At 61.4% G+C, this 25,761-nt stretch carries 25 protein-coding genes and 3 tRNA genes (1 of these 28 cut by a window edge); 14 read left to right on the top strand and 14 right to left on the bottom strand.

Annotation, left to right across the window (positions count from 1 at the left end):
- The 6 genes from ISX93_RS15365 to ISX93_RS15340 all read right to left on the bottom strand — a co-directional run.
- Positions 1–62: transfer RNA gene (locus ISX93_RS15365), tRNA-Cys, on the bottom strand (it extends 12 nt beyond the left edge of the window).
- 36 nt (positions 63–98) lie between these two features.
- A tRNA-Gly gene (locus ISX93_RS15360) sits at positions 99–174 on the bottom strand.
- 64 nt (positions 175–238) lie between these two features.
- The gene (gene pgsA / locus ISX93_RS15355; protein ID WP_195779642.1) at positions 239–799 is read right to left on the bottom strand and encodes a CDP-diacylglycerol--glycerol-3-phosphate 3-phosphatidyltransferase; all 561 of its coding nucleotides are present in this window, start codon (positions 797–799) and stop codon (positions 239–241) included.
- 33 nt (positions 800–832) lie between these two features.
- On the bottom strand, positions 833–2,632 hold the full coding sequence (gene uvrC / locus ISX93_RS15350; RefSeq protein WP_374987702.1) for an excinuclease ABC subunit UvrC: 1,800 nt from the start codon (positions 2,630–2,632) through the stop codon (positions 833–835).
- Between the two features lie 28 nt (positions 2,633–2,660).
- Entirely contained in the window at positions 2,661–3,305 is a 645-nt protein-coding gene (gene uvrY / locus ISX93_RS15345; RefSeq protein WP_195779641.1) for a UvrY/SirA/GacA family response regulator transcription factor, read from the bottom strand.
- 130 nt (positions 3,306–3,435) lie between these two features.
- Positions 3,436–3,525: transfer RNA gene (locus tag ISX93_RS15340), tRNA-Ser, on the bottom strand.
- 232 nt (positions 3,526–3,757) lie between these two features.
- Here ISX93_RS15340 and ISX93_RS15335 point away from each other — a divergent pair.
- The 9 genes from ISX93_RS15335 (at position 3,758) to ISX93_RS15295 (ending at position 8,921) form a co-directional block, all read left to right on the top strand.
- Entirely contained in the window at positions 3,758–4,426 is a 669-nt protein-coding gene (locus ISX93_RS15335) for a Bax inhibitor-1/YccA family protein (protein WP_195779640.1), read from the top strand.
- 101 nt (positions 4,427–4,527) lie between these two features.
- Entirely contained in the window at positions 4,528–4,920 is a 393-nt protein-coding gene (tusD, locus tag ISX93_RS15330; RefSeq protein WP_195779639.1) for a sulfurtransferase complex subunit TusD, read from the top strand.
- Between the two features lie 2 nt (positions 4,921–4,922).
- Positions 4,923–5,282 (top strand): sulfurtransferase complex subunit TusC, encoded by a 360-nt coding sequence (gene tusC / locus ISX93_RS15325; RefSeq protein ID WP_195779638.1) that lies wholly within the window; start codon positions 4,923–4,925, stop codon positions 5,280–5,282.
- Positions 5,282–5,584 carry a sulfurtransferase complex subunit TusB gene (gene tusB, locus ISX93_RS15320; protein ID WP_195779637.1) on the top strand — a complete coding sequence of 101 codons (303 nt, stop codon included), beginning with the start codon at positions 5,282–5,284 and terminating at the stop codon, positions 5,582–5,584. Before tusC ends, tusB begins: the two co-directional genes overlap by 1 nt.
- On the top strand, positions 5,581–5,916 hold the full coding sequence (locus tag ISX93_RS15315; RefSeq protein ID WP_195779636.1) for a TusE/DsrC/DsvC family sulfur relay protein: 336 nt from the start codon (positions 5,581–5,583) through the stop codon (positions 5,914–5,916). The genes tusB and ISX93_RS15315 overlap by 4 nt, the downstream gene beginning before the upstream one ends.
- Complete coding sequence (locus tag ISX93_RS15310; protein ID WP_195779635.1) at positions 5,913–6,899, top strand: glycosyl transferase family protein; 987 nt, start codon at positions 5,913–5,915, stop codon at positions 6,897–6,899. The genes ISX93_RS15315 and ISX93_RS15310 overlap by 4 nt, the downstream gene beginning before the upstream one ends.
- A 136-nt stretch (positions 6,900–7,035) precedes the next feature.
- Positions 7,036–7,320 (top strand): hypothetical protein, encoded by a 285-nt coding sequence (locus tag ISX93_RS15305; protein WP_195779634.1) that lies wholly within the window; start codon positions 7,036–7,038, stop codon positions 7,318–7,320.
- A 180-nt stretch (positions 7,321–7,500) separates the two neighbouring features.
- Entirely contained in the window at positions 7,501–7,743 is a 243-nt protein-coding gene (locus tag ISX93_RS15300; RefSeq protein ID WP_195779633.1) for a DUF1272 domain-containing protein, read from the top strand.
- Positions 7,744–7,757: 14 nt separating this feature from the next.
- Positions 7,758–8,921: an MFS transporter gene (locus ISX93_RS15295; protein ID WP_195779632.1), complete on the top strand. Its 1,164-nt coding sequence runs from the start codon at positions 7,758–7,760 to the stop codon at positions 8,919–8,921.
- 151 nt (positions 8,922–9,072) lie between these two features.
- On the opposite strand, the gene ISX93_RS15290 is transcribed toward ISX93_RS15295, so the two are convergent.
- Positions 9,073–10,104 (bottom strand): AraC family transcriptional regulator, encoded by a 1,032-nt coding sequence (locus tag ISX93_RS15290; RefSeq protein WP_195779631.1) that lies wholly within the window; start codon positions 10,102–10,104, stop codon positions 9,073–9,075.
- Between the two features lie 116 nt (positions 10,105–10,220).
- On the opposite strand from ISX93_RS15290, the gene ISX93_RS15285 reads away from it, so the two are divergent.
- Both ISX93_RS15285 and ISX93_RS15280 read left to right on the top strand, forming a co-directional pair.
- Positions 10,221–11,423 carry an alkane 1-monooxygenase gene (locus tag ISX93_RS15285; protein WP_195779630.1) on the top strand — a complete coding sequence of 401 codons (1,203 nt, stop codon included), beginning with the start codon at positions 10,221–10,223 and terminating at the stop codon, positions 11,421–11,423.
- An 8-nt stretch (positions 11,424–11,431) separates the two neighbouring features.
- Positions 11,432–11,602 carry a rubredoxin gene (locus ISX93_RS15280; RefSeq protein WP_195779629.1) on the top strand — a complete coding sequence of 57 codons (171 nt, stop codon included), beginning with the start codon at positions 11,432–11,434 and terminating at the stop codon, positions 11,600–11,602.
- A gap of 65 nt (positions 11,603–11,667) precedes the next feature.
- Here ISX93_RS15280 and nfuA read toward each other — a convergent pair whose 3' ends face one another.
- Both nfuA and ISX93_RS15270 read right to left on the bottom strand, forming a co-directional pair.
- A complete protein-coding gene (gene nfuA / locus ISX93_RS15275; RefSeq protein WP_195779628.1) occupies positions 11,668–12,249 on the bottom strand; it encodes a Fe-S biogenesis protein NfuA in 582 nt (193 codons plus the stop codon).
- Between the two features lie 123 nt (positions 12,250–12,372).
- A complete protein-coding gene (locus ISX93_RS15270) occupies positions 12,373–14,703 on the bottom strand; it encodes a fatty acid cis/trans isomerase (RefSeq protein WP_195779627.1) in 2,331 nt (776 codons plus the stop codon).
- A 178-nt stretch (positions 14,704–14,881) separates the two neighbouring features.
- On the opposite strand from ISX93_RS15270, the gene metH reads away from it, so the two are divergent.
- The 3 genes from metH to ISX93_RS15255 all read left to right on the top strand — a co-directional run bounded on the left by metH (position 14,882) and on the right by ISX93_RS15255 (position 21,766).
- A complete protein-coding gene (gene metH / locus ISX93_RS15265; protein WP_195779626.1) occupies positions 14,882–18,592 on the top strand; it encodes a methionine synthase in 3,711 nt (1,236 codons plus the stop codon).
- Between the two features lie 334 nt (positions 18,593–18,926).
- Complete coding sequence (gene cax / locus ISX93_RS15260) at positions 18,927–20,000, top strand: calcium/proton exchanger (RefSeq protein WP_195779625.1); 1,074 nt, start codon at positions 18,927–18,929, stop codon at positions 19,998–20,000.
- A gap of 14 nt (positions 20,001–20,014) precedes the next feature.
- The gene (locus ISX93_RS15255) at positions 20,015–21,766 is read left to right on the top strand and encodes a SulP family inorganic anion transporter (RefSeq protein ID WP_195779624.1); all 1,752 of its coding nucleotides are present in this window, start codon (positions 20,015–20,017) and stop codon (positions 21,764–21,766) included.
- Between the two features lie 82 nt (positions 21,767–21,848).
- Here the strand turns inward: ISX93_RS15255 and ISX93_RS15250 are convergent, their stop codons facing one another.
- From ISX93_RS15250 to ISX93_RS15230, 5 genes are all read right to left on the bottom strand, one after another.
- On the bottom strand, positions 21,849–22,583 hold the full coding sequence (locus ISX93_RS15250) for an amidotransferase (protein ID WP_195779623.1): 735 nt from the start codon (positions 22,581–22,583) through the stop codon (positions 21,849–21,851).
- A 377-nt stretch (positions 22,584–22,960) separates the two neighbouring features.
- On the bottom strand, positions 22,961–23,263 hold the full coding sequence (locus ISX93_RS15245) for a DUF1883 domain-containing protein (RefSeq protein WP_195779622.1): 303 nt from the start codon (positions 23,261–23,263) through the stop codon (positions 22,961–22,963).
- An 85-nt stretch (positions 23,264–23,348) separates the two neighbouring features.
- On the bottom strand, positions 23,349–24,071 hold the full coding sequence (locus ISX93_RS15240) for an amidotransferase (protein ID WP_195779621.1): 723 nt from the start codon (positions 24,069–24,071) through the stop codon (positions 23,349–23,351).
- Between the two features lie 224 nt (positions 24,072–24,295).
- On the bottom strand, positions 24,296–25,372 hold the full coding sequence (locus ISX93_RS15235; RefSeq protein ID WP_195779620.1) for a polyamine ABC transporter substrate-binding protein: 1,077 nt from the start codon (positions 25,370–25,372) through the stop codon (positions 24,296–24,298).
- A gap of 41 nt (positions 25,373–25,413) precedes the next feature.
- Complete coding sequence (locus tag ISX93_RS15230) at positions 25,414–25,755, bottom strand: cupin domain-containing protein (protein WP_195779619.1); 342 nt, start codon at positions 25,753–25,755, stop codon at positions 25,414–25,416.
- Positions 25,756–25,761 lie beyond the last annotated feature (6 nt).

Raw genomic sequence — 25,761 nt, 5'->3', positions numbered from 1 at the left:
TCGGAATCGAACCGGCGTTCACGGATTTGCAATCCGGTGCATAACCACTCTGCTACTCAGCCATTATGCAAACGGGCCGTTATACGGCCCGTAAAATTTGGAGCGGGAAACGAGACTCGAACTCGCGACCCCGACCTTGGCAAGGTCGTGCTCTACCAACTGAGCTATTCCCGCATCGCATTGACGGGCGACATTCTATCCATTCAAAACATTCCGTCAACCCTTTGATTCAAAAAAACTATTTCTTATCCTGAGCATTTCGCAGATGAGGCCACGCAGCCATCAGATAAACAACCATCGACCATAGCGTCAAGCCGGCGGCGATGATCAAAAGTGAAAAGCCCAACCACACCCAAAAATTCATTAGCGGCGGATTACCCAGAAGGATGACAAGAGCCACCATCTGGGCGGCCGTCTTCCACTTGCCAAGCCGTGAGACTGCAACATGCGCACGCGCACCCAACTCGGCCATCCACTCGCGCAATGCAGAAATCACTATCTCACGGCCAATAATGATTGCCGCGGGGAGGGTCAACCAGAGACTTGAGTGCTCAGCCACCAGCAGAACCAGTGCAACGCAAACCATAAGTTTGTCGGCCACCGGATCGAGAAATGCACCGAATGCAGTGCTCTGCTTGAGCCGTCTGGCCAGATAGCCATCGAGCCAGTCGGTGAAACCAGCGAACGCAAAAACGCCGCTTGCGGCCCAGTAACTCCATGAAAACGGCAGATAGAACAGCAATATAAAGACCGGAATCAACAAAACGCGGAGCACGGTCAGCAAGTTAGGGATATTCATCAGCACGCCATGAGTGCGAAGTAGGCAGGCATTCTACTCACTGTGCAGCGCTGCATAAATCATATCTGCGAGCTTTTTGCTGATTCCTGGAACCTTGGCTATTTCCTCACTACTGGCTCGAGACAATTCCTGCAATCCGCCGAAGTGCTTGAGTAAATCTCTGCGTCGCCTTGGGCCAACACCCGCAACCTCCTCCAGAGTGGAAGTCTTCCGAGTCTTGCCACGTCGAGCACGATGCCCGGTGATAGCAAAGCGGTGGGCTTCATCACGTACCTGCTGAATCAGATGCAGCGCTGGCGAATCGGCTGGCAGGGTAAATTCGTGATCCGCATCATTCAGATAAAGCAGCTCAAACCCGGGTTTTCGGGTAACACCTTTAGCCACTCCCAGCAGCAACAGCCCGGAAACAGACAACTCTTCGAGAACCTGTCGCGCCATGGTCAGTTGCCCTTTCCCGCCATCCACCAGAAGAATATCCGGAAGCTTTCCCTCACCTTCACTCAGCTTGCTGAAGCGCCGGGTTATCGCCTGATGCATAGCCGCGTAATCATCGCCCGCCGTCACCCCTTCAATGTTGTAACGCCGATACTCCGATTTCTGGGCACCCTCAGGTCCAAACACCACACAAGAGGCTACGGTAGCTTCGCCACTAGAATGGCTGATATCGAAACACTCAAGCCGCTGTGGAACCTCATCCAGACTCAAAGCCTCAGCCAACGCTTCAAATCTTGCAGCTATGTGCTGCCGATCCGCCAGACGCGCACTCAACGCCTGCTCTGCATTGGTCACCGCCAGCTGTTGCCAGCGGGCCCGGTTGCCTCGAACCTTATGACTGATTGAAAGCTGCCGGCCCCGGGAAGACTGGATAGCGGCCTGCAGCGTTGGAAAATCCTCATGGTCATCACTGACTATGAGTTCAGCCGGAAGCTCACGCTCGAGGTTACCAAGGTAGTACTGGGCCAGAAATGCCAGCAATACCTCATTGGCCTCCTCTTCAATGGCGACCCGGGGAAAGAAGTTCTTGCTGCCCAGAACCCTGCCGCCCCTGACGCTGACCAGATGCACACAGGCACCTCCCGGATTGACCCTGGCGGCCACGATATCAACATCACCGCTACCACCATCCATGCTCTGCTGTTCCTGAACCCGCCGCAGCAAGGAAATCTGATCCCGAACGGCCGCCGCGCGTTCAAAGTCCAAGTGCTGGGCCGCCTGTTCCATGACTGTTATCAGCTCTGAAGAGAGCTGATTACTGCGCCCCTCCAGAAACATGACCGAGCGCCGCACATCCGCAGCGTACTCCTCAGCATCAACCAGCCCGACACACGGCCCCTTGCAGCGTTTGATCTGATATTGCAGACATGGACGGCTACGATTTTTGAAGTAGCTGTCTTCGCACTGTCGAACTTGAAATGCTTTTTGCAGTAGGTGAAGGCTTTCGCGAATTGCTCCAGCGCTCGGATACGGCCCGAAATACTTGCCCTTATCCTTTTTCACACCGCGATGAAGGCTTAATCGAGGGAACTCTCCCTCCGACAGAAACACATAGGGGTAGGACTTATCATCGCGCAGGAGGATGTTGTAGGGCGGCCGCCATTCCTTGATCAAGGTTTGCTCAAGCAGAAGGGCTTCTGTTTCATTCGCCGTGATGATGGTTTCAACCCGGGCGATCTTGGCTACCAGTGCAGCCGTTTTGGGGGCAAGGCCGGCTTTGCGAAAGTAACTGGATAAACGCTTCTTGAGATTGTTGGCCTTGCCGACATACAGCAGGTGACCTGCCTGGTCGAACATCCGGTAAACCCCCGGGTGACTACTGCAGGTTTCCAGAAAAATTGCTGGCTCAAATCCGCCGGTGTTCACATCAATGAACTGCGTCAACCATGCCGTGGCGCACGGCTAGCAAGGCCAACTCCACGTCACTGGAAATCGAAAGCTTTTCAAAGATACGGTAACGGTAGGTGTTGACTGTCTTGGGCGACAGAAAAAGCTTATCCGAGATGCATTGGACCTTGTTGCAGTTGGCAATCATCAAGGCAATCTGAATCTCTCGCTCGGAGAGCGCGTCAAAAGGACAATCACTGGGTTGTCGCTGTACGGCTTTCAGTGCCAGCTGCTTGGCCACCGAAGGGCTCAAGAAGTGCTGCCCGGCAAACACCTGTCGAATTGCCAGCACCATATCGGCCAGTCCCGAGCCCTTGGTCAGATAACCCGTAGCCCCCGCCTGCAGCAGACGTGTCGGAAACGGGTCTTCCTCACAGGCAGTGACGACGATGATTTTCAGATCAGGGTTGCTGCGCATGAGTTTGCGCGTCGCTTCAAGGCCGCCGATGCCGGGCATCAGGATGTCCATCAGGACGACATCAGGCTTCAGTTCGCGGACTTTTCTTATGGCTTCTTCGCCGGAGGATGCTTCGCCTATCACTTGGATCCCGGATATATCATCCAGCATCCGGATAATGCCGGCGCGCACCAGATCATGGTCATCAACCACTACAATCCTGATCAAGCGAGCACCTCGTTAAGCAGCCGAATTCGAGCGAGCAACTGGAAAGTCCTTTTACCAGATTGATCTACTAGCCTGAGAGCCGCTAAAAGCATTAATCGACCAGATCAAGCCCTGCAAAACAGCGCAAGAATGGCGGAGGCGGTGAGATTCGAACTCACGGAAGAGTCTCCCCTTCGGCGGTTTTCAAGACCGCTGCCTTCAACCACTCGGCCACACCTCCATCTTGCGTTCGCTGCGCAATATACCGAAACAGCAAATGTTTTCAAATGATCTTTGCCCGCGGCCAGTACGCATCTCTCCGCGGCCGTAGCCGGAGAAAAGTTAGCGCATAACGCCACTTGCGATCGCAAAGCGATGCAACAGTTGGTAAAGAACCGCACGTTGGCATCACCAACGCCTCTGTTATCATCAAACTCGAATGATTTGGATCGGACGTACCCAGGAGAGCCACCATGCAGGAACGTGACATTTCGACAGGCTATGCCCAAGTCGAGCAAAGCGCAGTCAGCAGCGTGCTACGCAACACCTACGGCCTGCTGTCGATGACACTCTTGTTCAGCGGCATGGTTGCCTATGTCGCTCAGCAGATGGCCGTGCCCTACCCGAATATTTTCGTAGTGCTGGTGGGCTTCTATGGCCTGTTTTTCCTCACCACCAAATTGCGCAACAGTGGCTGGGGCCTGCTCTCTACTTTCGCCCTGACCGGCTTCATGGGCTACACCCTGGGGCCGATTCTGAACATGTACCTGAGCTTGCCCAACGGCAGCGATGTGGTTGCCGCATCGCTGGCGATGACCGCCCTGGTGTTCTTCGGGCTGTCGGCTTATGTACTGATCACGCGCAAGGACATGAGTTTTCTCAGCGGTTTCCTGATGGCCGGATTCTGGGTTCTGCTCGGCGCCGTGCTGGCAAACCTGTTCTTCCAGATCAGCGGCCTGCAACTGGCGATCAGCGCAGGCTTCGTGCTGTTCTCCTCGGCGGCCATCCTGTTCCAGACCAGTGCCATCATCCAGGGCGGCGAGCGCAACTACATCATGGCTACCATCAGCCTGTACATTTCGATCTACAACCTGTTCATCAGCCTGTTGCAGCTGATTGGCGTATTCAGCAGCGATGACTGAGCCGAAGTGTTGAGCAAAGCCCGCTTAGGCGGGCTTTTTGCTTTCTGCAGTTACAGCAAACGGCATATCATGCGACTCGACAAGCTCGATTCCGGTTCTCCATGAAGTTTGCTATTGCCGTCTTTGCTGCCCCGCATGCACCTGCTGCTCGACGCGCCCTGCGTTTCGCCGAAGCAGTGCTTGGCAGTGGCCACGAGATTGTGCGCCTGTTCTTTTATCAGGACGGGGTGCACAACGCCTGCAACTCGATTGTCACGCCGCAGGACGAAACCAACCTTGCCCGCGAATGGCGCGAGTTCATCAGCACCCAGCGACTTGACGCAGTTGTCTGCATCGCTGCAGCCCTGCGGCGTGGCGTGCTCGACCAGGAAGAAGCGCAGCGGTATGACCGCACCGCGGCCTGTGTTGACCAGCCCTGGGAGCTTTCAGGGCTAGGCCAGCTGCACGATGCCATTCAATCTGCCGATCGGCTGATCAGCTTCGGAGGCGACTGAACATGGCCAAGTCCCTGCTCGTGATCAGCCGCCAGGCACCCTGGTCAGGTCTGGGTGCCCGAGAATGCCTGGACCTGGTGCTTGCCGGTGGCGCCTTCGACCTGCCGGTCGGCCTGCTGTTCCTGGATGATGGGGTTTTCCAGCTGCTGCCAAACCAGCATGCCGCATCCCTTGAGCAAAAAGACCTGAGCGCGAATCTTCAGGCCCTGCCCCTGTTCGGCATCGATGAACTGTTCATCTCCGGCCGCAGCCTGCAGGAGCGCGGACTGGATCCGAACGGCCTGAGCCTGCCACTGGAACAGCTCGATGACGCTCAAATCAGCCAGCTGCTGCAACGCTATGACCAGGTGATAACCCTCTGATGAGCACCTTGCACCTGCTGTCCCATTCGCCATTCGGTGATAGCCGTTTCAGCACTTGCCTGCGCCTGCTGGCCCCCGGTGACGGGCTGTTGCTGAGCGGTGACGCTGTCTACGCATTGCAGGCTGGCAGCCAACCGTTGCTGGATTTGCAGCAGCTGCCCGCGAGCGTGAACCTGTTTGCCCTGCAGGAAGATCTGCTCGCCCGCGCGCTGACGGGTGAGCCCGGGCGGGTAACCCTGATCGACTACGCCACCTTTGTCGATCTGTGCGTCAACTTCAGCAGAGTCAACAGCTGGCTATGAATGCGCTGATTGCGGCAGGCAAGACTGTCGCCCTCGACAAGGACGGCTATCTGCTTGATCTGCAGGACTGGTCCCCTGCCGTGGCCAACGCCCTCGCTGCCCGGGAAAGCATGGAACTGAGCGAGGCGCACTGGGAGATCCTCCGCTTGCTGCGCGACTTTTATGCCGAGTTCCAGCTGTCGCCGGCGACTCGCCCGCTGATCAAATATGCGGCAGCCAAACTGGGCGCCGACAAAGGCAACAGCCTGCGCCTCAACCTGCTGTTCAAGGGCACTCCCGCCAAACTGGCCGCCAAGCTGGCAGGCCTCCCCAAACCGACTAATTGCCTATGAACAGCATTACCCCCGCAGAACATCCGTTTGCCCAGTTCGTGCGCATCCTCGGCAAGGGCAAGCGCGGCGCCCGCAGCCTGACCCGCGCGGAAGCGCGCGTGGCAATGGGCATGCTGCTGGATGGCGCGGCTGAAGACACCCAGCTGGGCGCCTTCCTCATGCTGTTGCGGCACAAGGAAGAAAGCGCCGAAGAACTGGCCGGCTTTGCCGACGCTGTGCGCGCCCGCCTGCATGCCCCGCAATTGCCGGTCGATCTCGACTGGCCAACCTATGCCGGCAAAAAGCGCCACCTGCCCTGGTTTTTGCTCGCGGCCAAGGCCCTGGCGCAAAGCGGGCTGAGAATCCTCATGCACGGCGGTGGCGAACATACCGCCGGACGCCTGTACAGCGAGCAACTGCTCGAATTGCTGGAGATCCCGCTGTGCCATGACTGGCCACAGGTCGGACAGGCCCTCGACCAGCAAGGGCTGGCATTCATCCCGTTGGCTGACTGGATGCCCGGCCTGCAACGCATGATCGATTTGCGCAACGTACTGGGCCTGCGCTCACCGATCCACTCGCTGGCGCGCCTGCTCAACCCCCTTCGGGCCCGCTGCGGATTACAGAGCATTTTTCACCCCGGCTACCAGGCGATCCACCGCGAGGCCAGCCATTTGCTGGGAGACCGGGTGATCGTCATCAAGGGCGAAGGCGGCGAGATAGAAGTGAATCCGGACAGCCCGTGCCTGTTGCTCGGCACAGCTGAACAGGGCTGCTGGGATGAAGAGTGGGGCGCGGTGTCCTTGCAACGGCACGTCAAGCCCGGGCAACTTGATCCGGGAAAACTGCTGACAGTCTGGCAAGGCAGGGAAACCGATGACTATGGCTTGCAGGCGATAACCGGCAGCATTGCCCTGGCCTTGCGCGGCCTGGGCGAACCTCGTGAGGCGGCTTTCGAGCAGGCGCGGGCTATCTGGGCGCAGCGCTTGCACAAGTCAACCTGAGGCGTTTATCTCCGGCACTCGAACAGAGTGTCGCGACACAATGTGACTTTATGGTCAACTCGAGGCATCGCAGCTATACAGATTGCCATTGCACCGCTGGCAATCTACCCCCAGCTGCCACACGAGAGACCGCACCATGAACGCCATGCTCCGCATGAACGAAGCCTTGCTGATTGCCGACCGCGCCTTTCTGCCCTTTCAGTGCATTGCCTGGACCCCACCGGATGGCACGGGTGACCTGAGCCTCTCGGTGATCGACCGCAGCAGCAGCCGCCTGCTTGGCCGCATTGCCTTGCCGGGGAGCTCCCGGCTGGATGCCCGGCAGTTATCCGCCACCTTGCAGAAGTCGCGCGACGAGCTGATTGACCAGGGCTATCGCCTGGAACCCTGGCAGATGCCTGACAGCACCCTCTCCGCCTGACCGCCGCCCACGCCTGGCTTGTCCTGTACCAGGCAAGCCAGACCCGGCACAGTTCTCGACCCAACGGCCCCCGCACTTCCCGGCCTATCGATTTTTCCTGCGGCTTCGTTGCAAACTCCTGCTATTGCCAGTGAAACCCACACGTGGGTTCGCTTGCCGAAAAAGAGCCAGGAGACCGCCATGCTGGAAATGCGTCCGAACTGTGAGTGCTGCAATTGTGACCTGCCTGCCGGCTCTAGCGCGGCACGCATCTGCTCCTTTGAATGCACCTTCTGTGCAACCTGTGCCAGCGGGCGCCTGGCGGGTCGTTGCCCGAACTGTGGCGGCGAATTGCTGCCGCGCCCGCGCCGGACCGAGGAGAAACTGCAGAAATTCCCGGCCGCAACCACGCGCATCTTCAAGCCCGAAGGTTGCCAGGAATAAGGTGGAACAACCCGATGCTGTTTCTTGACCCGGTGATCCGGCGCCTGTTCGTCGCGCAAGCCCTGTACTGGTGCTGCGCGATGATCGGCATCACCCTGACCGCGCTGATCGGCCTGCAGCTGGCCCCCAGCAACTCGCTGGCCACCCTGCCGCTGGGGCTGCTGGTGGTCGGCAACCTGATCAGCGTGCAACCGCTGTCACTGTTCATGCAGCGTCACGGCCGGCGCGCCGGCTTGCTGCTTGGGGCCAGCGCCGGGGTCTGCGGCGGCCTGCTCAGCGCGCTGGCCATCAGCCTGGAAAGCTTCCCGTTATTCTGTCTCGGCGCCCTGCCAATCGGCGCTTACCAGGCTTCGGCCATGTACTACCGCTTTGCCGCTCAGGATGCGGTTGACGCACAGCATCGCGGACGAGCAACCGCCTACGTACTGGGGGGCGGGGTGTGCGCCGCGCTGATCGCTCCGGCAATGGCGGTCTGGGCTCGCAATGCCCTGCCCGTGCCCTTCACTGGCGCCTTCCTGCTGATCGCCCTGCTCGCCGCCCTCGCCCTGATACTGCTGTGGGGGCTGCCCGCCGGCGGCACCTCGACTCCCGCCAGCAATGTGCTGGGCATGGCCCGCCGCCTGCTGGAGCGGCCAGTCATTCGGGTGGCGATCCTGACCACCGCCATCGGCCACGGCCTGATGATCCTGGTGATGAATGCCACGCCGCTGGCCATGAGCTTCTGCGGTCTGTCGCTGGAAACCAGCGCCGAGGTGATTCGCTGGCACATGCTCGGCATGTTCCTCCCCGCCTTTGCCGCCGGGCCTCTGGTCGACCGCCTTGGCTGCAGGCGCATGGCCCTGCTCGGCTGCCTGATCCTCACGGCCAGCGCAGCAGTCGCGCTTTGCGGGCTGACCCAGTGGTTTTTCCTGTTCAGCTCCTTTCTGCTCGGCCTGGGCTGGAACCTGCTGATGGTGGCGGGAACCACCCTGCTGGCCCAGGGCCACGAGCCCGGCGAGCGGGGCCATGCACAAGGCCTGATGGAGCTCGGCAATGGCCTGGTGGCAGCCTGCGCCTCCTTTGCCTCGGGGGCACTGATCAGCAACCTGGGCTGGAGCGCACTGAATATCGCGATGCTGCCTCTGCTCGCGCTTGCCCTGCTGATGCTGCCCCCGCGCAGCAAGATACTCACCCACTGAGCACGGACTAGCAGTCCGTTGAAAAATCTAGCGCGCGAAGGCTAGACAAGGCGAAATCAGCCGAAAAAGCGCAGTTTACTGACCGTAAATGAGCATTTTTAGGCTGATTTCTATGCCGTATAGCCGAGCGCAGTAGTTTTTCAACAGCCTGCTAGGGTTTGCGCCGCCGGTACTGTCCGGGGGATACGCCAAACATGCGGCGAAAGGCACGGCCGAAATTGGCCGCATCCGGATACCCCAGCAGCAACCCCACCTCCTGCACGGAGTACCGGGCGTCGCCGAGCAAGCGCTCCGCCAGAACCCGTTGCTGGGCGTCGCGCAGCTGCCGGAAACTCGTGTGGCGTTCGGCGAGCCGGCGAATTAGCGTGCGCGGCGACACGGCCAGGGCTTGCGCAAGCTGCTCCAGCCCAGGCAGTGAGGGCGCCGTTCTGGTCGTAGCGAACCGTTCGAACTGCGCCGCCAGCCAGTGTTCGGAACGCAGCACGATATCGGCAGGCGCCAGCAGGTTGTCCAGCGCCTCGCTACAGCGCAACAGCGAAGCGCGGTAGGTCTTGTCATCCTGCAGCGGGCACTCGAGGCTGCACAGGGCCAATGGAATGGCAAATCCGCTGGTCACCGCGGCAAACTCGCAGTGCGCGCGGTAATGCGCGGCATAGCCGGCCTGATCAGCAGGTGACGGAAAACCCAGCAGCACAACCGCCTCGCTAATCCGCTCGCCGAGCACCGCTTCGACATAGGAGCAGGCGATCTGCTGCACGATCTCGATCAGGGGTCGCTCCAGTTCACCCAGCGGGTAGATATCCGGCAGCACTTCAAAAATCAGGCGATCCGCCTCTTCGCGCACGCGAAAATGCAGATAAGGCGCCCGAACCCGGGCAAACCGGGCCAGCACCTGCAGTCCCTCGCCAAGGGTCGGTGCACTCAGCGCCGCGAACCCCAGCGGCCCGTGGCTGGATATATTCAGCAGGCGGCCGAACTCAATGCCCCAGTCCGGACGCTGGGCAATCGACATGGCATTGCGAAACACCTGGAGTTGCTGGGCAACCGTGATCTCCACCGGCAGATTGCTGCCTGCCGCCAGGCCTGTGCCCGACAACAGCCTTGCCTCGGCGCCAGCCAGGCGCTGCAACAGGACCCGCGTATAGGTCGCGGGTACGGGAAGCAAGTCCAGCGAATTGATCATGATCATCCAGCGTGGCAATAAGTGACCAGATTATTGTCGTTAACTGAAATATATCAATCCGCGCATTCAACCTAACCTGCTATCACGCAAAACCAATCTGTCGAGGTAGGAACACAATGAAGACCTATAGCCTGCAGCTCGCCGATGACCGTCTGATCACCTATCAGGATCGCAAGCGTTACCTCTGGCTGCTGTCGATGCTCTACCCGCTGCTGGCCCTGAGCGGTGTCGGGCTGTATCTGCTCACGGGCAGTGAATGGCTGCTGCTGACGCCGCTGCTGAGTATCTATGGCGGGGCCAGCCTGTTCGACTGGCTGCTGGGCACGGATCGCAGCAACCCGCCGGAAGAACTGGTCGCCCAGCTGGAAGAAGACGCTTACTACCGCTGGCTGCCAATGCTGACCGTGCCACTGCACATCGTGGTGCTGCTGGTGATCGCCGGCTTTACCGCCACTCACGACCTGGCCTGGCCAAGCGTGCTGGTGCTGGCCCTGACCGCCGGCCTGTACAGCGGCCTGGCCATCAACACCGCGCATGAACTGGGCCACAAGAAGACTGACCTGGAACGCTGGCTGGCGCGGATCGCCGCCGGCATTTCCCTCTACGGGCACTTCTGCATCGAGCACAACCGCGGCCACCACCGCCACGTCGCCACCCCGGAGGATCCGGCCAGTTCGCGGATGGGCGAGAATATCTACCGCTTTGCCCTGCGCGAAATTCCCGGTGCATTCCGGCGTGGCTGGGTGCTGGAAAAGGAGCGCCTGGCGCGTCTGGGCAAATCGCCGTGGAGCCTGGAAAACGAGGCACTGCAATCCTATGCCTTCGGTGCCGTATTGCAGATCAGCCTGATCGCCGCGTTTGGCTGGATCATGCTGCCCTTCCTCGTCGTGCATAATTTCTACGCCTGGTGGCAACTGACCAGCGCCAATTACATCGAGCACTACGGGCTGTTGCGCCAGCAGAAAGCCAACGGCAGCTTCGAGCATTGCCAGCCCTACCACAGCTGGAATGCCGACTTCATTGCCTCCAACCTGCTGCTCTATCATCTGGAACGGCACTCGGATCACCACGCCCATCCAACCCGGCGCTACCAGAGCCTGCGCAGCTTTCCCGACCTGCCGAGCATGCCCACCGGCTACTTCGGCATGTTCCTCATCGCCCTGATCCCGCCGCTGTGGTACCTGATGATGGACCGGCGTCTGCTCGCACTGCCGCACATCGCCGGCAACTTCGACAAGATCAATATTGCAGCGGGACGCCGCGCTGCCCTTGAAGCCAAGTACGGCAGTACACTGCAGACTGAACAGAAGATCGCCTAGGAGCAACCGTGAGCAAATACACCTGTCCAGATTGCGGCTATGTCTACGATGAACAGCTTGGTGATGCCCATGAGGGCTACAAGCCGGGCACTTTGTTTGCCGACCTGCCCGACGACTTCGTCTGTCCGGATTGCGCGGTCCGTGCCAAGGAAGACTTTGTCGAGCAAAGTCCCGACTAGCCACGCATGACGTCCATGAAAAACGCCCGGCAGTGCCGGGCGTTTTTCATGCAGCGCAGCGCCGCTCAGTAATAGGCATTTTCCCGATTGCTGTGATCGGTCACGTCCCGCACACCCTTGAGCCCGGGAATCCGCTCCATCAGGGTTTTCTCGATTCCCTCCTTCAGCGTGTAGTCGACCTGGCCACAGCCCTGGCAACCACCGCCAAAACGCAGGATGACAATGCCCTCGTCAACGTCCACCAGGGTGACCTGCCCACCATGACCGGCCAGGCCCGGGTTGATCTCGGTCTGCAGGTAATAGGTGATCCGCTCGTTCAGCGGGCTGTCTTCATTGACCATCGGCACCTTGGCATTCGGCGCCTTGATGGTCAGCTGGCCACCCATGCGATCAGTTGAATAGTCGACGACGGCATCCGCCAGAAACGGTTCACTCAACGCATCGATGTAGGCAGTGAAGCTTTTCAGCGACAGTGCGCCGTCCTCGGGCTTTTCTTCACCGGGCTTGCAATAGGCGATGCAGGTTTCCGCGTGCGGGGTTCCCGGCTGGGTGATGAAAATGCGGATGCCGATGCCGGTGGTGTTCTGCTTGCTCAGCAGGTCAGCCAGATACAGTTCGGCTGCCTCGGTGATGGTGATTGCGCTCATGGCCACTCCTCTAAAACAGGAGGCCAGTGTACGCCAGTCGGCAGGCCGGATAAAGGCCTAGCGTTTTGGTCGGAATAAGCTGTAACGCTTTGGCCAGGCCCGTAAAGGCCCGGCGGCAACCCCTCAGAGGTTCTCGAAGCGGCTCATGTCCAGATACCCCGCCTCCAGCGGTGCGGTTTCGCGCTGAAAGGTGGTCAGGTCATTGAAATAGAACCAGAACTGCAGGTTGCTGCGCCGCACGCCCCAGCGCGCCATTATTTTTTCGAAGCCCGTGTCATCCTGTGCCTTGTTCAAGCCGTCCAGCAGGCCGGTCAGCCCGCTGGCCGGCTGCACCTGCTCCATGGCATCGACGAATTCGGCAACTTCCCCGGCCGGCAGATTGATCAGGAAGTTCGGATAATTGCCCAGCACGCCCGGGGCGATGGTCAGGCTGTCTTTCAGTGGTTCATAGCGCAATGACTCACCCAGCATGTACGCCACATTGGAATGCGCCCGATTGCGCAGCAGGCTGTACACCGCGCGACCGCCATCCCCGGTCTCGATGCGCAGCAGCGTCACCTCGGGCAACTGATCGATCACCGGCAGCGAACTGGCCTTGCGCGCCGCCAGCCGGCTGAGCTGTTGCTCGGCATCCTGCAATTCGGGCGCGATGGCGGCATTGAAACAGCTATCGCCGGTGCAGCGGTTGAGCGGATCCGGGGTGGCATTGATTGCCGCAGTGTGCGCCAGCAAGCCTTTGGCGAATGCCGCGTAGGGCTCGCCTGGCAGCAGCGACAGCCCGGTGTCGGTGTCCGTGTCAATCGTCTGGTAATCCATCCACAGGGTGAGGCGCCCGCTGGCGCCGCCATACCAGCTGTCCAGTATGTCCTGCCGTGCATCCGCCGACAGCAGGCGCAACAGGTTGATTTCCGAAGCATTGCGAATCAGGTCGAAATACATCCGCGTCTGTGCCTGGTGGGCGGCCGAGCCATACACATCAAAATTGACCACCAGCCCGTAATAGGTCTGCTCCAGCAGCGGGTAATCCATCATCCACATGGTCTGGGGCACGGCGCCAGCGAGCCCCTTGTGTACCTCGGCGCTGTCGAAATGCCGGAAGATGGTCAGTAAGGCATTGTCGTTGCCGGTCCAGATCGTGTCCCAGCCGGGTGCGGGCCTATCGCCGTAGGCTTCCTGGCGGATGGCCAGATATTCGTTGCGATTATCCCGATCGGTTGGCCACTCCCTGATCGCACTTTGCAGGTCGACGGCCAGCCCGGGCATTTTCAGTAGCGGGTCAACCTGCGACCGGTAGTCCGCATCGTTGACATACAGGTCATGCCGCGGGTCCTGAAAGAGTGTCCAGAACTGGTCGCGGATCACATCGGTGGCGATCTGCCCGCGACAGACCGGGCCACGGATAAAGGTGCGCACGAAATATTCGGCGTTATCCAGCATGAACTGATAGCGCGCCTTCGCCGGAATCGCGGCAAAGGTCACGAAGGGATTGGCCTGCGAGCCAAGCCCGTAGCCGGGCACGCTATCGGTACTCCAGTCGGCAGCAAAAAACAGCTGGTTGACCCGCGCCAGCTTCTGCGCGCTGAGCGGATAAGTGATGTGGGTCTTGCGCACGATGGCGCCCTGGATGGGCCGTATGCGATAGAAGAACTGGGTTCCCGGATCATCATTCGGGCGGCGGCTGGCGATCACATCGACCGGTTGCCCGCTGGGTGTGCGCGAGCGCACCAGCTGGAAGAAATGCCCGCTGCCGGAGCCCTCGAAATACAGGTGCGCCAGAAACAGGTGCTCATACAGCCAGCGCCCGACCAGCGCTTGCCGCGCACCGGCGGCATTCAGCAGGTTTTCCCATTCGCTGATCTGGGCTGCCTCGGCGGCGCTTGCCAGCACCGGCTGCTGATCCAGCGGCGCACCCTGCGCCAGCCAGTCCTGCAGGGTCTGGTAATCGGCCGGTGCCAGCCCGGTGACGGCGAACGGCATGCCCACCCCCGGAGAGTCTTTGCTGAAGGCGGTAAATTCGTCCGGCCGCGGACACTGGTTCTGGCGGTAGCTGCTGATATCCAGGCTATCCGGCAGCCTGGCGTTGGGTGTCAGTGGCGCGTCATGTCCCAGTTGCAACATCCGCGACATCAACGCCGCTGGCTGTCCGCGGGCATCCAGCACCGAGAAGAACCCGCGCTGGCGCCATTGCTCCTGGGTGTGTGCGTCAAACCACAACTGCGTCGGTTGCGCCTGGCGCAATCTGCCACCATCGTAGACCAGCGCCTTGCTGGCACCGCGCTGCACACCCTCGCCACTGCCGAGGTTCAGTTGACACGGCGCGTCGTAGCAGGCATGGCAGGCAATGCAGTTGCGCTCGAAGATGGGCTGCACGTCCTTGCTGTAGGACACCGGCGCGGCCTGCACGGCCAGGCTGCCGAAGGCCAGCAGGCCGGTTAAAAGTCGAAGGTGGATCATGTCGAGGCCCTGCCGGTTTGATGGGCAACTTTACCCGATATCGACGATGCCCCGACAGCGCCGTGATGCGCCGTGCCAACATGAGCCATTTTCATGGTAAACGCCGGCGTGCCCGCCAGCCATTCAGCTTTGCTATGATGCCGGCCTTCAGTCCTTCCCGCTTTTCAGGTAGTTGCCCATGTCCGATCGCAGCGCTCGTCTCCATGCCCTTCAGCAAGCCCTGAAGCAACGCATCCTGATCCTCGACGGCGGCATGGGCACCATGATCCAGAGCTACAAGCTGCAGGAGGAGGACTACCGCGGCACGCGCTTCGCCGACTGGCCGAGCGATGTGAAGGGCAACAACGACCTGCTGCTGCTGTCGCGCCCGGACGTGATCCAGGCCATCGAGAAGGCCTACCTGGATGCCGGCGCGGACATCCTCGAGACCAACACCTTCAACGCCACCCAGGTGTCCCAGGCCGACTACGGCATGCAGGCGCTGGTGTACGAGTTGAATGTCGAGGGCGCACGCCTGGCCCGTGAAGTGGCCGACGCCAAGACCCGCGAAACCCCGGACCGGCCGCGCTTCGTTGCCGGCGTCCTGGGACCGACCAGCCGCACCTGCTCGATCTCCCCGGACGTCAACGACCCCGGCTACCGCAACGTCACCTTTGACGAGCTGGTGGAAAACTACGTAGAAGCCACCCGCGGCCTGATCGAGGGCGGCGCCGACCTGATCCTGATCGAGACCATCTTCGACACCCTCAACGCCAAGGCGGCGATCTTCGCCGTGCAGCAGGTGTTCGAAGACGATGGCGTCGAACTGCCGATCATGATCTCCGGCACCATCACCGACGCCTCCGGCCGTACCCTGTCCGGGCAGACCACCGAAGCCTTCTGGAACTCGGTGCGCCACGCCAACCCGATCTCCGTGGGCCTCAACTGCGCCCTCGGCGCCAAGGACCTGCGTCCCTACCTGGAAGAGCTGGCAACCAAGGCCGGCACCCACGTGTCCGCCCACCCCAACGCCGGCCTGCCGAATGCCTTCGGCGAATACGACGAAACGCCGGCGCAGATGGCCGAGGTGGTCGAGGAATTCGCCGCCAGCGGTTTCCTCAACATCATCGGCGGCTGCTGCGGCACCACGCCGGCGCATATCCAGGCGATTGCCGAGGCGGTCGCCAAGTACCCGCCGCGCGAGATTCCGGAGATTCCCAAGGCCTGCCGCCTGTCCGGCCTGGAGCCGTTCACCATCGACCGCAGCTCGCTGTTCGTCAACGTCGGCGAGCGCACCAACATCACCGGCAGCGCCAAGTTCGCCCGCCTGATCCGCGAGGACAACTACACCGAAGCCCTCGAAGTCGCCCTGCAGCAGGTGGAAGCCGGCGCGCAGATCATCGACATCAACATGGACGAGGGCATGCTCGACTCGAAGAAGGCGATGGTCACCTTCCTCAACCTGATCGCCGGCGAGCCGGACATCTCGCGCGTGCCGATCATGATCGACTCCTCCAAGTGGGAGGTGATCGAGGCCGGCCTCAAGTGCATCCAGGGCAAGGGCATCGTCAACTCGATTTCGATGAAGGAAGGCGTCGAGGCCTTCAAGCACCACGCCCGCCTGTGCAAGCGCTATGGCGCCGCCGTGGTGGTGATGGCCTTCGACGAAGCCGGCCAGGCCGACACCGCCGCGCGCAAGCGCGAGATCTGCCAGCGCAGCTACGACATCCTGGTCAACGAAGTGGGCTTCCCGCCGGAAGACATCATCTTCGACCCGAACATCTTCGCCGTGGCCACCGGCATCGAGGAACACAACAACTACGCAGTGGATTTCATCGAGGCCTGCGCCTACATCCGCGATCATCTGCCGTTCGCCCTGACGAGCGGCGGGGTGTCCAACGTGTCGTTCTCCTTCCGCGGCAACAACCCGGTACGCGAGGCGATCCACTCGGTATTCCTCTACCACGCGATCCAGAACGGCCTGACCATGGGCATCGTCAACGCCGGCCAGCTGGAGATCTACGACGAGATCCCCAGGGAACTGCGCGACCGCGTCGAAGACGTGATCCTCAACCGCACCCCGGAGGGTACCGATGCCCTGCTGGCCATTGCCGACCAGTACAAGGGCGACGGCAGCGTCAAGGAAGCCGAGACCGAGGAGTGGCGCAGCTGGGACGTGGTTGAACGGCTCAAGCACGCGCTGGTCAAGGGCATCACCGCCTTTATCGTCGAAGATACCGAGGAGTGCCGCCAGCAGTGCGCGCGCCCCATCGAGGTGATCGAAGGCCCGCTGATGGCGGGCATGAACGTGGTCGGCGACCTGTTCGGCGCCGGCAAGATGTTCCTGCCGCAGGTGGTGAAATCCGCCCGCGTGATGAAACAGGCCGTGGCCCACCTGATCCCGTTTATCGAAGCTGAAAAAGGCGACAAACCCGAAGCCAAGGGCAAGATCCTCATGGCCACGGTCAAAGGCGACGTGCACGACATCGGCAAGAACATCGTCGGCGTGGTGCTTGGCTGTAACGGCTACGACATCGTCGATCTTGGCGTGATGGTGCCGGCCGAGAAAATCCTGCAAACCGCCATCGCCGAGAAGTGCGACATCATCGGCCTGTCCGGCCTGATCACCCCCTCGCTCGACGAGATGGTGCATGTCGCCCGCGAGATGCAGCGCCAGGGCTTCAGCTTGCCGCTGATGATCGGCGGCGCCACCACCTCCAAGGCCCACACGGCGGTGAAGATCGAACCCAAGTACCAGAACGATGCGGTCATCTACGTCACCGACGCCTCGCGCGCCGTGGGCGTGGCCACCCAGCTGCTGTCCAGGGAGCTGAAGGCCGACTTTGTCGAGCGTACCCGCCGCGACTACATCGAAGTGCGCGAACGCACCGCCGCGCGCAGCTCGCGCACCGAGCGCCTGCCCTACGCCGCCGCCGTGGCCAACAAGCCGAAGTTCGACTGGGCCACGTACCAGCCACCGGTGCCGAGCTTTACCGGTACCAGGGTGCTGGACAATATCGACCTCAATGTTCTGGCCGAGTACATCGACTGGACGCCGTTCTTCATCTCCTGGGACCTGGCCGGCAAGTACCCGCGCATCCTCACCGACGAGGTGGTCGGCGAAGCCGCCACTGCGCTGTTCGCCGATGCCCAGGCGATGCTGAAGAAGCTGATCGACGAAAAACTGATCAGCGCCCGCGCCGTGCTGGGCTTCTGGCCGGCCAACCAGGTGCAGGACGACGATATCCAGCTGTACGGCGATGACGGCCAGCCGCTGGCCAGGCTGCATCACCTGCGCCAGCAGACCATCAAGCCGGACGGCAAGCCGAACTTCTGCCTGGCCGATTTCGTCGCGCCCAAGGACAGCGGCCTGACCGACTATGTGGGCGGCTTTATTACCACCGCAGGCATCGGTGCCGAGGAAGTGGCCAAGGCCTACCAGGACGCTGGCGACGACTACAACTCGATCATGGTCAAGGCCCTGGCCGACCGCCTGGCCGAAGCCTGCGCCGAATGGCTGCACCAGCAGGTGCGCAAGACCTGGTGGGGCTATGATCGCGACGAGGCCCTGGATAACGACGCGCTGATCAAGGAGCAGTATCAGGGCATCCGCCCTGCTCCCGGCTACCCGGCCTGCCCGGACCACACGGAGAAAGGCACCCTGTTCGACCTGCTCGACCCAGCGGCTGAAGAAGGCAAAGCCGGCCGCAGCGGCGTGTTCCTCACCGAGCACTACGCCATGTTCCCGGCCGCCTCGGTCAGCGGCTGGTACTTCGCCCACCCGCAGGCGCAGTACTTCGCCGTCGGCAAGGTCGACAAGGACCAGGTGGAAAGCTACACCGCACGCAAAGGCCAGGACCTGAGCGTCAGCGAACGCTGGCTGGCCCCGAACCTGGGCTACGACAACTGAGCCGGGCTGCCTGACTATTGATCGGGCCCTTGACTAGGCCCTGTACTCGTTACGGGTTGAATACGCGTTTGTCGTCGGGCGGGCGTAGGGTGGGCTTCAGCCCACCAAAAGCAGCCACGCAACAGGTCGGGCCAGCGGTTGGCAATGGTGGGCCAGGGCCCACCCTACGGTTGCTGGTTGGCGTGTGAGCCGCAGACTGCCGGAACTTTTGTCAGGCACCCCAAGCCTCGGCGCAGCAGAAGAGGCGAAGCATGCTGCGCCTGGGTTGTTCACCCTGCTGGCAGCTATCCGCATCTATGCTTGAACATGACATCACTGAACGGAGTCGCACCCCATGCTCAACTGGCTGCTGTTGTTTGTCCCGCTGACGCTGGCCCTGGAATATCTGGCACCGCAGCAGCATTTGCTGATCTTCGGCAGTGCGGCAATCGCCATCATTCCGCTGGCCGGGTGGCTGGGCCGGGCCACCGAGCAACTGGCCGAACGTTGCGGTGAAGGTGTTGGCGGCCTGCTCAATGCCACCTTCGGCAATGCCACCGAGCTGATCATCGCCATCGCTGCGTTGCGGGCCGGCCTGCATGACGTGGTCAAGGCGTCGCTGGCCGGCTCGATCATCGGCAACATCCTCCTGGTACTCGGCGCGGCCATGCTCTGCGGCGGCCTGCGCTTCAAGGAACAGCACTTCAACTCCGAAGGTGCGCGCGCCGAGGCCACCCTGCTGACCCTGGCTGCCATCGCCCTGGTGCTGCCGGCGGTGTACATGGCGCGGGCGGTCGATGTACCCGGCTTGCTGGACAAGGTGCAACACCTGAGCAACGCGATTTCGGTGGTGCTGCTGCTGGCTTATGGCCTGTTCCTCTATTACTCGCTGGTCACGCACAAGGCCCTGTTCGCCGGCAACCGCGAGGACAACGGCGAAACCCCAAGCAGCTGGCCAATCGGCAAGGCCCTCGCCGTACTGGCCGTGGCTACCGGCCTGATCGCCTGGGTCAGCGAGATCCTGGTCGGCGCCATCGAGCCAAGCGCCAAGGCCTTCGGCCTGAGCAACATCTTCATCGGGGTGTTCGTCGTGGCAATCCTCGGCAATGCCGCCGAACACGCCACGGCGATCACCGCCGCACTGAAGAACCGCATGGATCTGGCGCTGTCGATTGCCATCGGCTCCAGCCTGCAGGTGGCGCTGTTCGTCGCCCCGGTGCTGGTGCTCAGCAGCCTGTTCATCGGCCCGGCACCGATGGACCTGGCCTTCACCGCCGGCCTGACCCTGACCGTGCTGCTCTCGGTGATCATCACCGGCCAGGTGGCCGGCGATGGTCGCTCCGACTGGCTCAAAGGCGTGCAACTACTGGCGGTTTACCTGGTATTCGGCATGGCCTTCTTCTTCATTCCTGTCGCTCCGGCGCCCTGACCCCAAGGCTCGTCATGACCACTGAACCGGCAAACCCGCAAAATCCCGGCCTGCCCGTCGTCACCCCGCCGACGGGCTGGCTGCGCTGGCTCCCCGGCCTGCTGATGCTCAAGCAGTACCAGTTGGCCTGGCTGCCCAAGGACATCATCGCCGGGCTGGTGCTGACCACCATGCTGGTGCCGGTGGGTATCGCCTACGCCGAAGCGTCCGGGGTGCCGGGCATCTATGGCCTCTACGCGACCATCGTGCCGCTGCTGGCCTACGCAGTATTCGGCCCCAGCCGGATTCTGGTGCTCGGCCCGGATTCCTCGCTGGCCGCACTGATTCTCGCCGTGGTGCTGCCGCTGTCCGGCGGAGACCCGCTGCGCGCGGTGACCCTGGCCAGCATGATGGCGGTGGTCGCCGGCCTGGTGTGCATCCTCGCCGGCCTGCTGCGCCTGGGTTTCATCACCGAATTGCTGTCCAAACCGATCCGCTATGGCTACATGAACGGTATCGCCCTCACCGTTCTTATCAGCCAGCTGCCCAAGCTGTTCGGCATTTCCATCGACAGCCAGGGCCCGGGGCGCGACCTCTGGCAACTGGGCCAAGCCGTGCTGGGCGGCCAGGCCAACGGCTACAGCCTGGCCATCGGTGCGAGCAGCCTGGCACTGATTCTGCTGCTCAAGCGCTTCCAGCAGCTGCCGACCATCCTGATTGCGGTGGTCCTGGCGACTGTTGCCGTCGGCCTGCTTGACCTCGGCGAGCAGGGCGTGAAGGTGCTCGGCGAACTGCCCCAGGGCCTGCCCGCCTTTGCCCTGCCCTGGCTGAGCGGTGTCGACCTGGCCAGCGTGCTGCTCGGCGGTATCGCGGTGGCTCTGGTGTCGTTTGCCGATACCAGCGTGCTGTCCCGCACCTATGCCGCGCGCACGCGCAGCTACGTCGATCCCAACCAGGAAATGCTCGGACTGGGCGCAGCCAACCTGATCGGCGGTTTCTTCCAGGGGTTCCCGATCAGCAGCAGCTCATCGCGCACCCCGGTGGCCGAAGCGGCCGGCTCGCAGACCCAGCTCACCGGGGTGGTCGGTGCCCTGGCGGTGGCCGGGCTGCTGATGGTAGCGCCGAACCTGCTGCAAAACCTGCCCACCAGCGCGCTGGCCGCCGTGGTGATCGCTGCGGCTATCGGCCTGTTCGAATTTGCCGACCTCAAGCGCATCTACCGCGTCCAGCAATGGGAGTTCTGGCTATCCATCACCTGCTTTGCCGGCGTGGCCGCGTTTGGGGCGATTCCCGGCATCGGCATTGCCGTGGTGCTGGCGGTGATCGAATTTCTCTGGGATGGCTGGCGCCCGCACTACGCCATTCTTGGCCGGGTCGAGGGTATTCGCGGCTTCCACGACATCGAGCGCCATCCCGACGCCCGCCTGGTGCCGGGGCTGGTGCTGCTGCGCTGGGACGCCCCGCTGTTCTTTGCCAACGCCGAGCTGTTCCAGCAATGCGTGCTGCAAGCCCTGGCGCAGTCACCCACCCCGGTGCGGCGCCTGGTGGTGGCCGCGGAGCCGGTGACCAGCATCGACATCACCTCCGCCGACATGCTTGCCGAACTGGGGCAGACCCTGGCGGGCGCCGGCATCGACTTCCACTTTGCCGAGGTCAAGGGCCCGGTGAAGGACAAGCTGCGGCGCTTCGGCCTGCTTCTGCCCGGCGAGGAGCAGCGCATCCAGCCTACCGTCGGCGCCGCGGTCGACAGCTACCTGGCCGACTATCAGGTCGACTGGACGCCCTGAACCGCCGGCATAAACAGGCACGGCGCCCATGAAAAAGCCCCGGCAGCGGAAACTGCCGGGGCTTTTCGTTGATGGGTCGGAATCAGGCGGCCAAGCGGCTCTGTGCGCGCTCCCGGGCAGCGAAACGCAACATCCACTCGGCCACCACCACGCCCTGGTGCTGCAGGCGCATGCTTTCCATGGCCTGTGCGTAAAGCGTCTCGCCGAGGAACTCGCGACGCAGGTTGAGCAGCGCCAGCTCGTAGTCATCGACAAACTCCGGATGGGCCTGGAAGCACAGCACCTGGTCCCCGATGCTGTAGGCCGCGTTCGGGCAGAACTCGCTGCTGGCCAGCAGCGTGGCGTTGGCCGGCAGCTCGGTCACCTGATCCTGGTGGAACACCAGCAGATCCAGGGATTCGATGTCCGGCGTCATCCACTCGGGCTGCTCAAGCAGCTGGTAGCGATTGACGCCGATGCCCCAGCCTTGTGCCGCACGCTCGGTCTTGCCGCCGAGCAGCAGGGCCAGCAGCTGGTGGCCGAAGCAGATGCCGATCAGGCGATCGCCATTCTCGTAGCGCGCCAGCAGGTACTCACGCAAGGTCAGTATCCAGGAATCCGTACCGAATGAATCGGCCTTGCTGCCGGTCACCAGGTAGGCATCGTAAAGCTGGTCTTCGTCCGGATAACTGCCTTCCACAACGTTGTACACATCGAACTGCGCTGGTATCGACTGTTTCTCGAACAGTTGTTTGAACATCCGGCCATAGCCTTGGTACTGATCAATCAGTTGCGGACGGAGGATGTCGGTTTCCAGGATGCAGATACGCATGGTCATAGTTGGGGGTGGTTACCTCTTGCTGAAGGAGTGGATGGAAAAAACGCGCGCTTTTTAACACAGCATTTCGCCCCTGCAAACCAGCAATTTTATGCACTTCGACAATTGGGCTGGGAAGCAGGCGCCACGCGGGTTCCAGCGTTGCCCTGGGAGCGCCGGAATACGGCCTTTTCTGGGGCAGAAAGGCCTATTCGGAAGACGTGCAAGAAAGTGACAAACGGTAGCTGTATTTCAGGCCGCAGCCTGTACGCGCGTCGCCCCCGGCGCGAGCGATTGCGGTTGCTCGGCAGCCCGCAGGCCACTCCATCGCGGCGAGGGCGCCGCTCCTAAAGGACGATATGACACAAACCGTCAGCGGGCCGGATCAATGGTCCGGCTCAGCTGAACTTGGAGCCCGAACGGCGAACGAACTTGATCGAGTGGGTCAGCTTGGGCTTGTGCGTAAGACTGACGGCACGACGGCTCACGGTGTCGATGGTGATATTCCAGAAGCCGGTGCTGGGGACGGTGATTTTCACCGGAAAGGTATCGAAGGCGCCGCCATGGTAACTATGCCGTCCGCCATTCTTGAAACTGCGGAAATTGGCATCGCTCATCAGGCGGATATTGCACGTCTGCGAGCAGTCGATGATGACCAGATCGTCTTCATTGAGGTGTTCGCGCTGGTGAATGAACTTCATGTGTCGCTCCGTCATGCCCTGTCAAACCGGGCGCCACCTTAACACGCGGCCGCGCCGGCTGCCCGGCGCCCCGCTACGGCGCGGGTCAGGCCGGATGCTTGCCTTCGGCGACGAAACGCATCATCCACTCGGCCACGGTCACACCCTGCTGTTCATGGCGCAGGGTGTCGACCGAGCGCTGGTACAGCGTCTCGCCAAACACCGGGCGGCGCAGGTCGAGCACCGCCTGGGAGAAATCGTGGATGAACTCCGGGTGCCCCTGGAAGCACAGCACCTGATCGCCCACCGAGTAGGCGGCATACGGGCAGAACTCGCTGGACGCCAGCAGCGTGGCATTTTCCGGCAGGCGGGTGACCTGATCCTGATGCACCGCGAGCATCTTCAGGTCGCTGACCTGCGGGGTCATCCAGCTCTTGGTTTCGGTCATCTGGTAGTGGTGCACGCCCAGCCCCCAGCCCTTGTCCGAACGCTCGGTGGTGCCGCCCAGCAGGATCGCCAGCAACTGATGGCCGAAGCACACGCCGAGCAGCTTGTCGCCGTTCCGGTAGCGCTGCATCAGGTAGTCCTTGAGTCGCTGGATCCAGGGATCAGGGCCAAAGGAATCGGACTTGCTGCCCGTCACCAGATAGGCGTCATAGCGCTCGGTGTCGGCGGGATAATCCCCGTGCACCACGTTGAACACCTCGAACTCTGCCGGTATCGGTTGCTTGGCAAACAGCTCCTTGAACATGCGCCCGTAGCTGTGGAACTGCTCATAGAACTCGGGGCGGATGATGTCGGTTTCGAGAATGCAGATACGTAGGGTCATTGCGGGATGGTTACCTCCAAAGCGGGGAAGGACGGAAAACACTTAAGTTCAAGTAATAACACGATACCAATACACCGCAGGCGTGCAAAGAATAAAACGCCTGTAATTTAAAAAGAACGCCTCCCTTGGCGGCGCTGCGAGTGAACCACCTGATGAGCCTGCATCAGGCAGCAAAAACGAAACCGGCCCAAAGGCCGGTTCCGGATCAGGTTAAGATCAGGCGCTCACTGCCCCGTTTTGACGCTGTTCCAGATGCGCGTGCGCTGGCGGTCAATATCCGGAGGCACAGCCTCCAGTGCATAAAGCTTATCGACCACTTCGGCGGCCGGATACACCTTGTTGTCCGCCTTCAATACCGGATCGACCAAGGCATCCGCTGCCTTGTTGCCATTGGCGTACTTGACCGCGTTGGTGATCGCAGCCATGACCTTCGGCTGCAACAGGTAGCTCATGTACGCATAGCCTGCGGCCTCATCCGGCGCATCGGCCGGCATGGTGACCATGTCGAACCAGATCGGTGCGCCTTCCTTGGGTATCACGTATTGAATATTGGCCCCGTTGCCGGCTTCGGCAGCGCTGTTGGCCGCCTGCAGGATGTCACCGGAGAAACCCACAGCCACGCATATATCGCCATTGGCCAGGTCACTGACATATTTCGACGAGTGGAAATAGGCGACATTCTCGCGCATCTGTTTGAGCAGCTTTTCGGCCTGTTTGTAGTCCCCGGGGTTGCTGCTGTGATGCGGCAAGCCGAGGTAATGGAGGGCGATGGGCAGCATCTCCGGGCCGTTGTCGAGGACCGCAACCCCGCACTTGGCAAGCTTCTGCATGTTCTCCGGTTTGAAAATCAGATCCCAGGAGTCCAGCCGGACATCTTTGCCCAGCACCGCCTGCACTTTGTCCAGGTTGTAGCCAATGCCGGTGCTGCCCCAGAGGTAGGGAAATCCGTACTGGTTGCCGGGATCATTGACCTCCAGGGCCTTGAGCAGCTGCGGATCCAGATTATTCCAGCCAGGCAGTTTGCTCCTGTCCAGTTTCTTCAGCGCACCGCCTTTGATCTGCCGGGCCATGAAGTGGTTGGAGGGAAATACCACGTCATAACCGGAACCACCGGTCATCAGCTTGGCATCCAGGGTTTCGTTGCTGTCGTAGACGTCATAGTGCGGAGTAATCCCGGTCTCCTTCTGGAAATTCTGCAGGGTGTCATCGGCGACATACCCGCTCCAGTTATAGATCTTGACGCTTTCCTCGGCATGAGCGAGGCCGGCCGCCAGCAATAGTGGCAGAATTTTCTTGTACATGGTTGTTACCTCAGCGTTGCTTCATGAAGCCACAGACCGATTCAGCCGATCAGCAGGTAGGTCTTGCGCACCGTCTCACGGATGTCCCAGATGCCTGTGGTGTTGGCGGGAAAGACGAGCGCGTCGCCTGCCCGGATTTCAATGGCCTCACCGCCGTCCGGGGTGAAGGTGCAGGAACCGGAGATGATGTGGCAGAACTCCTGCTGCACGATCTGCCGGCGCCAGCGGCCGGGGGAACACTCCCAGATACCGGCCTCGACGCCATCATTCCGCTCTACCCCATGCGAAGCGCTCATTGCCACGGGTTCGCCAAGCGGCAAGGCAACCGTGGATGTCGCTGGCAGAGCATATTCAGGGGTATTTTTGAAATGCGTAATGTTCATCCATTG

The sequence above is a fragment of the Pseudomonas sp. N040 genome (assembly GCF_015637705.1).
GTDB lineage: Bacteria > Pseudomonadota > Gammaproteobacteria > Pseudomonadales > Pseudomonadaceae > Aquipseudomonas.
This window is presented reverse-complemented; position numbering and strand designations above follow the sequence as displayed.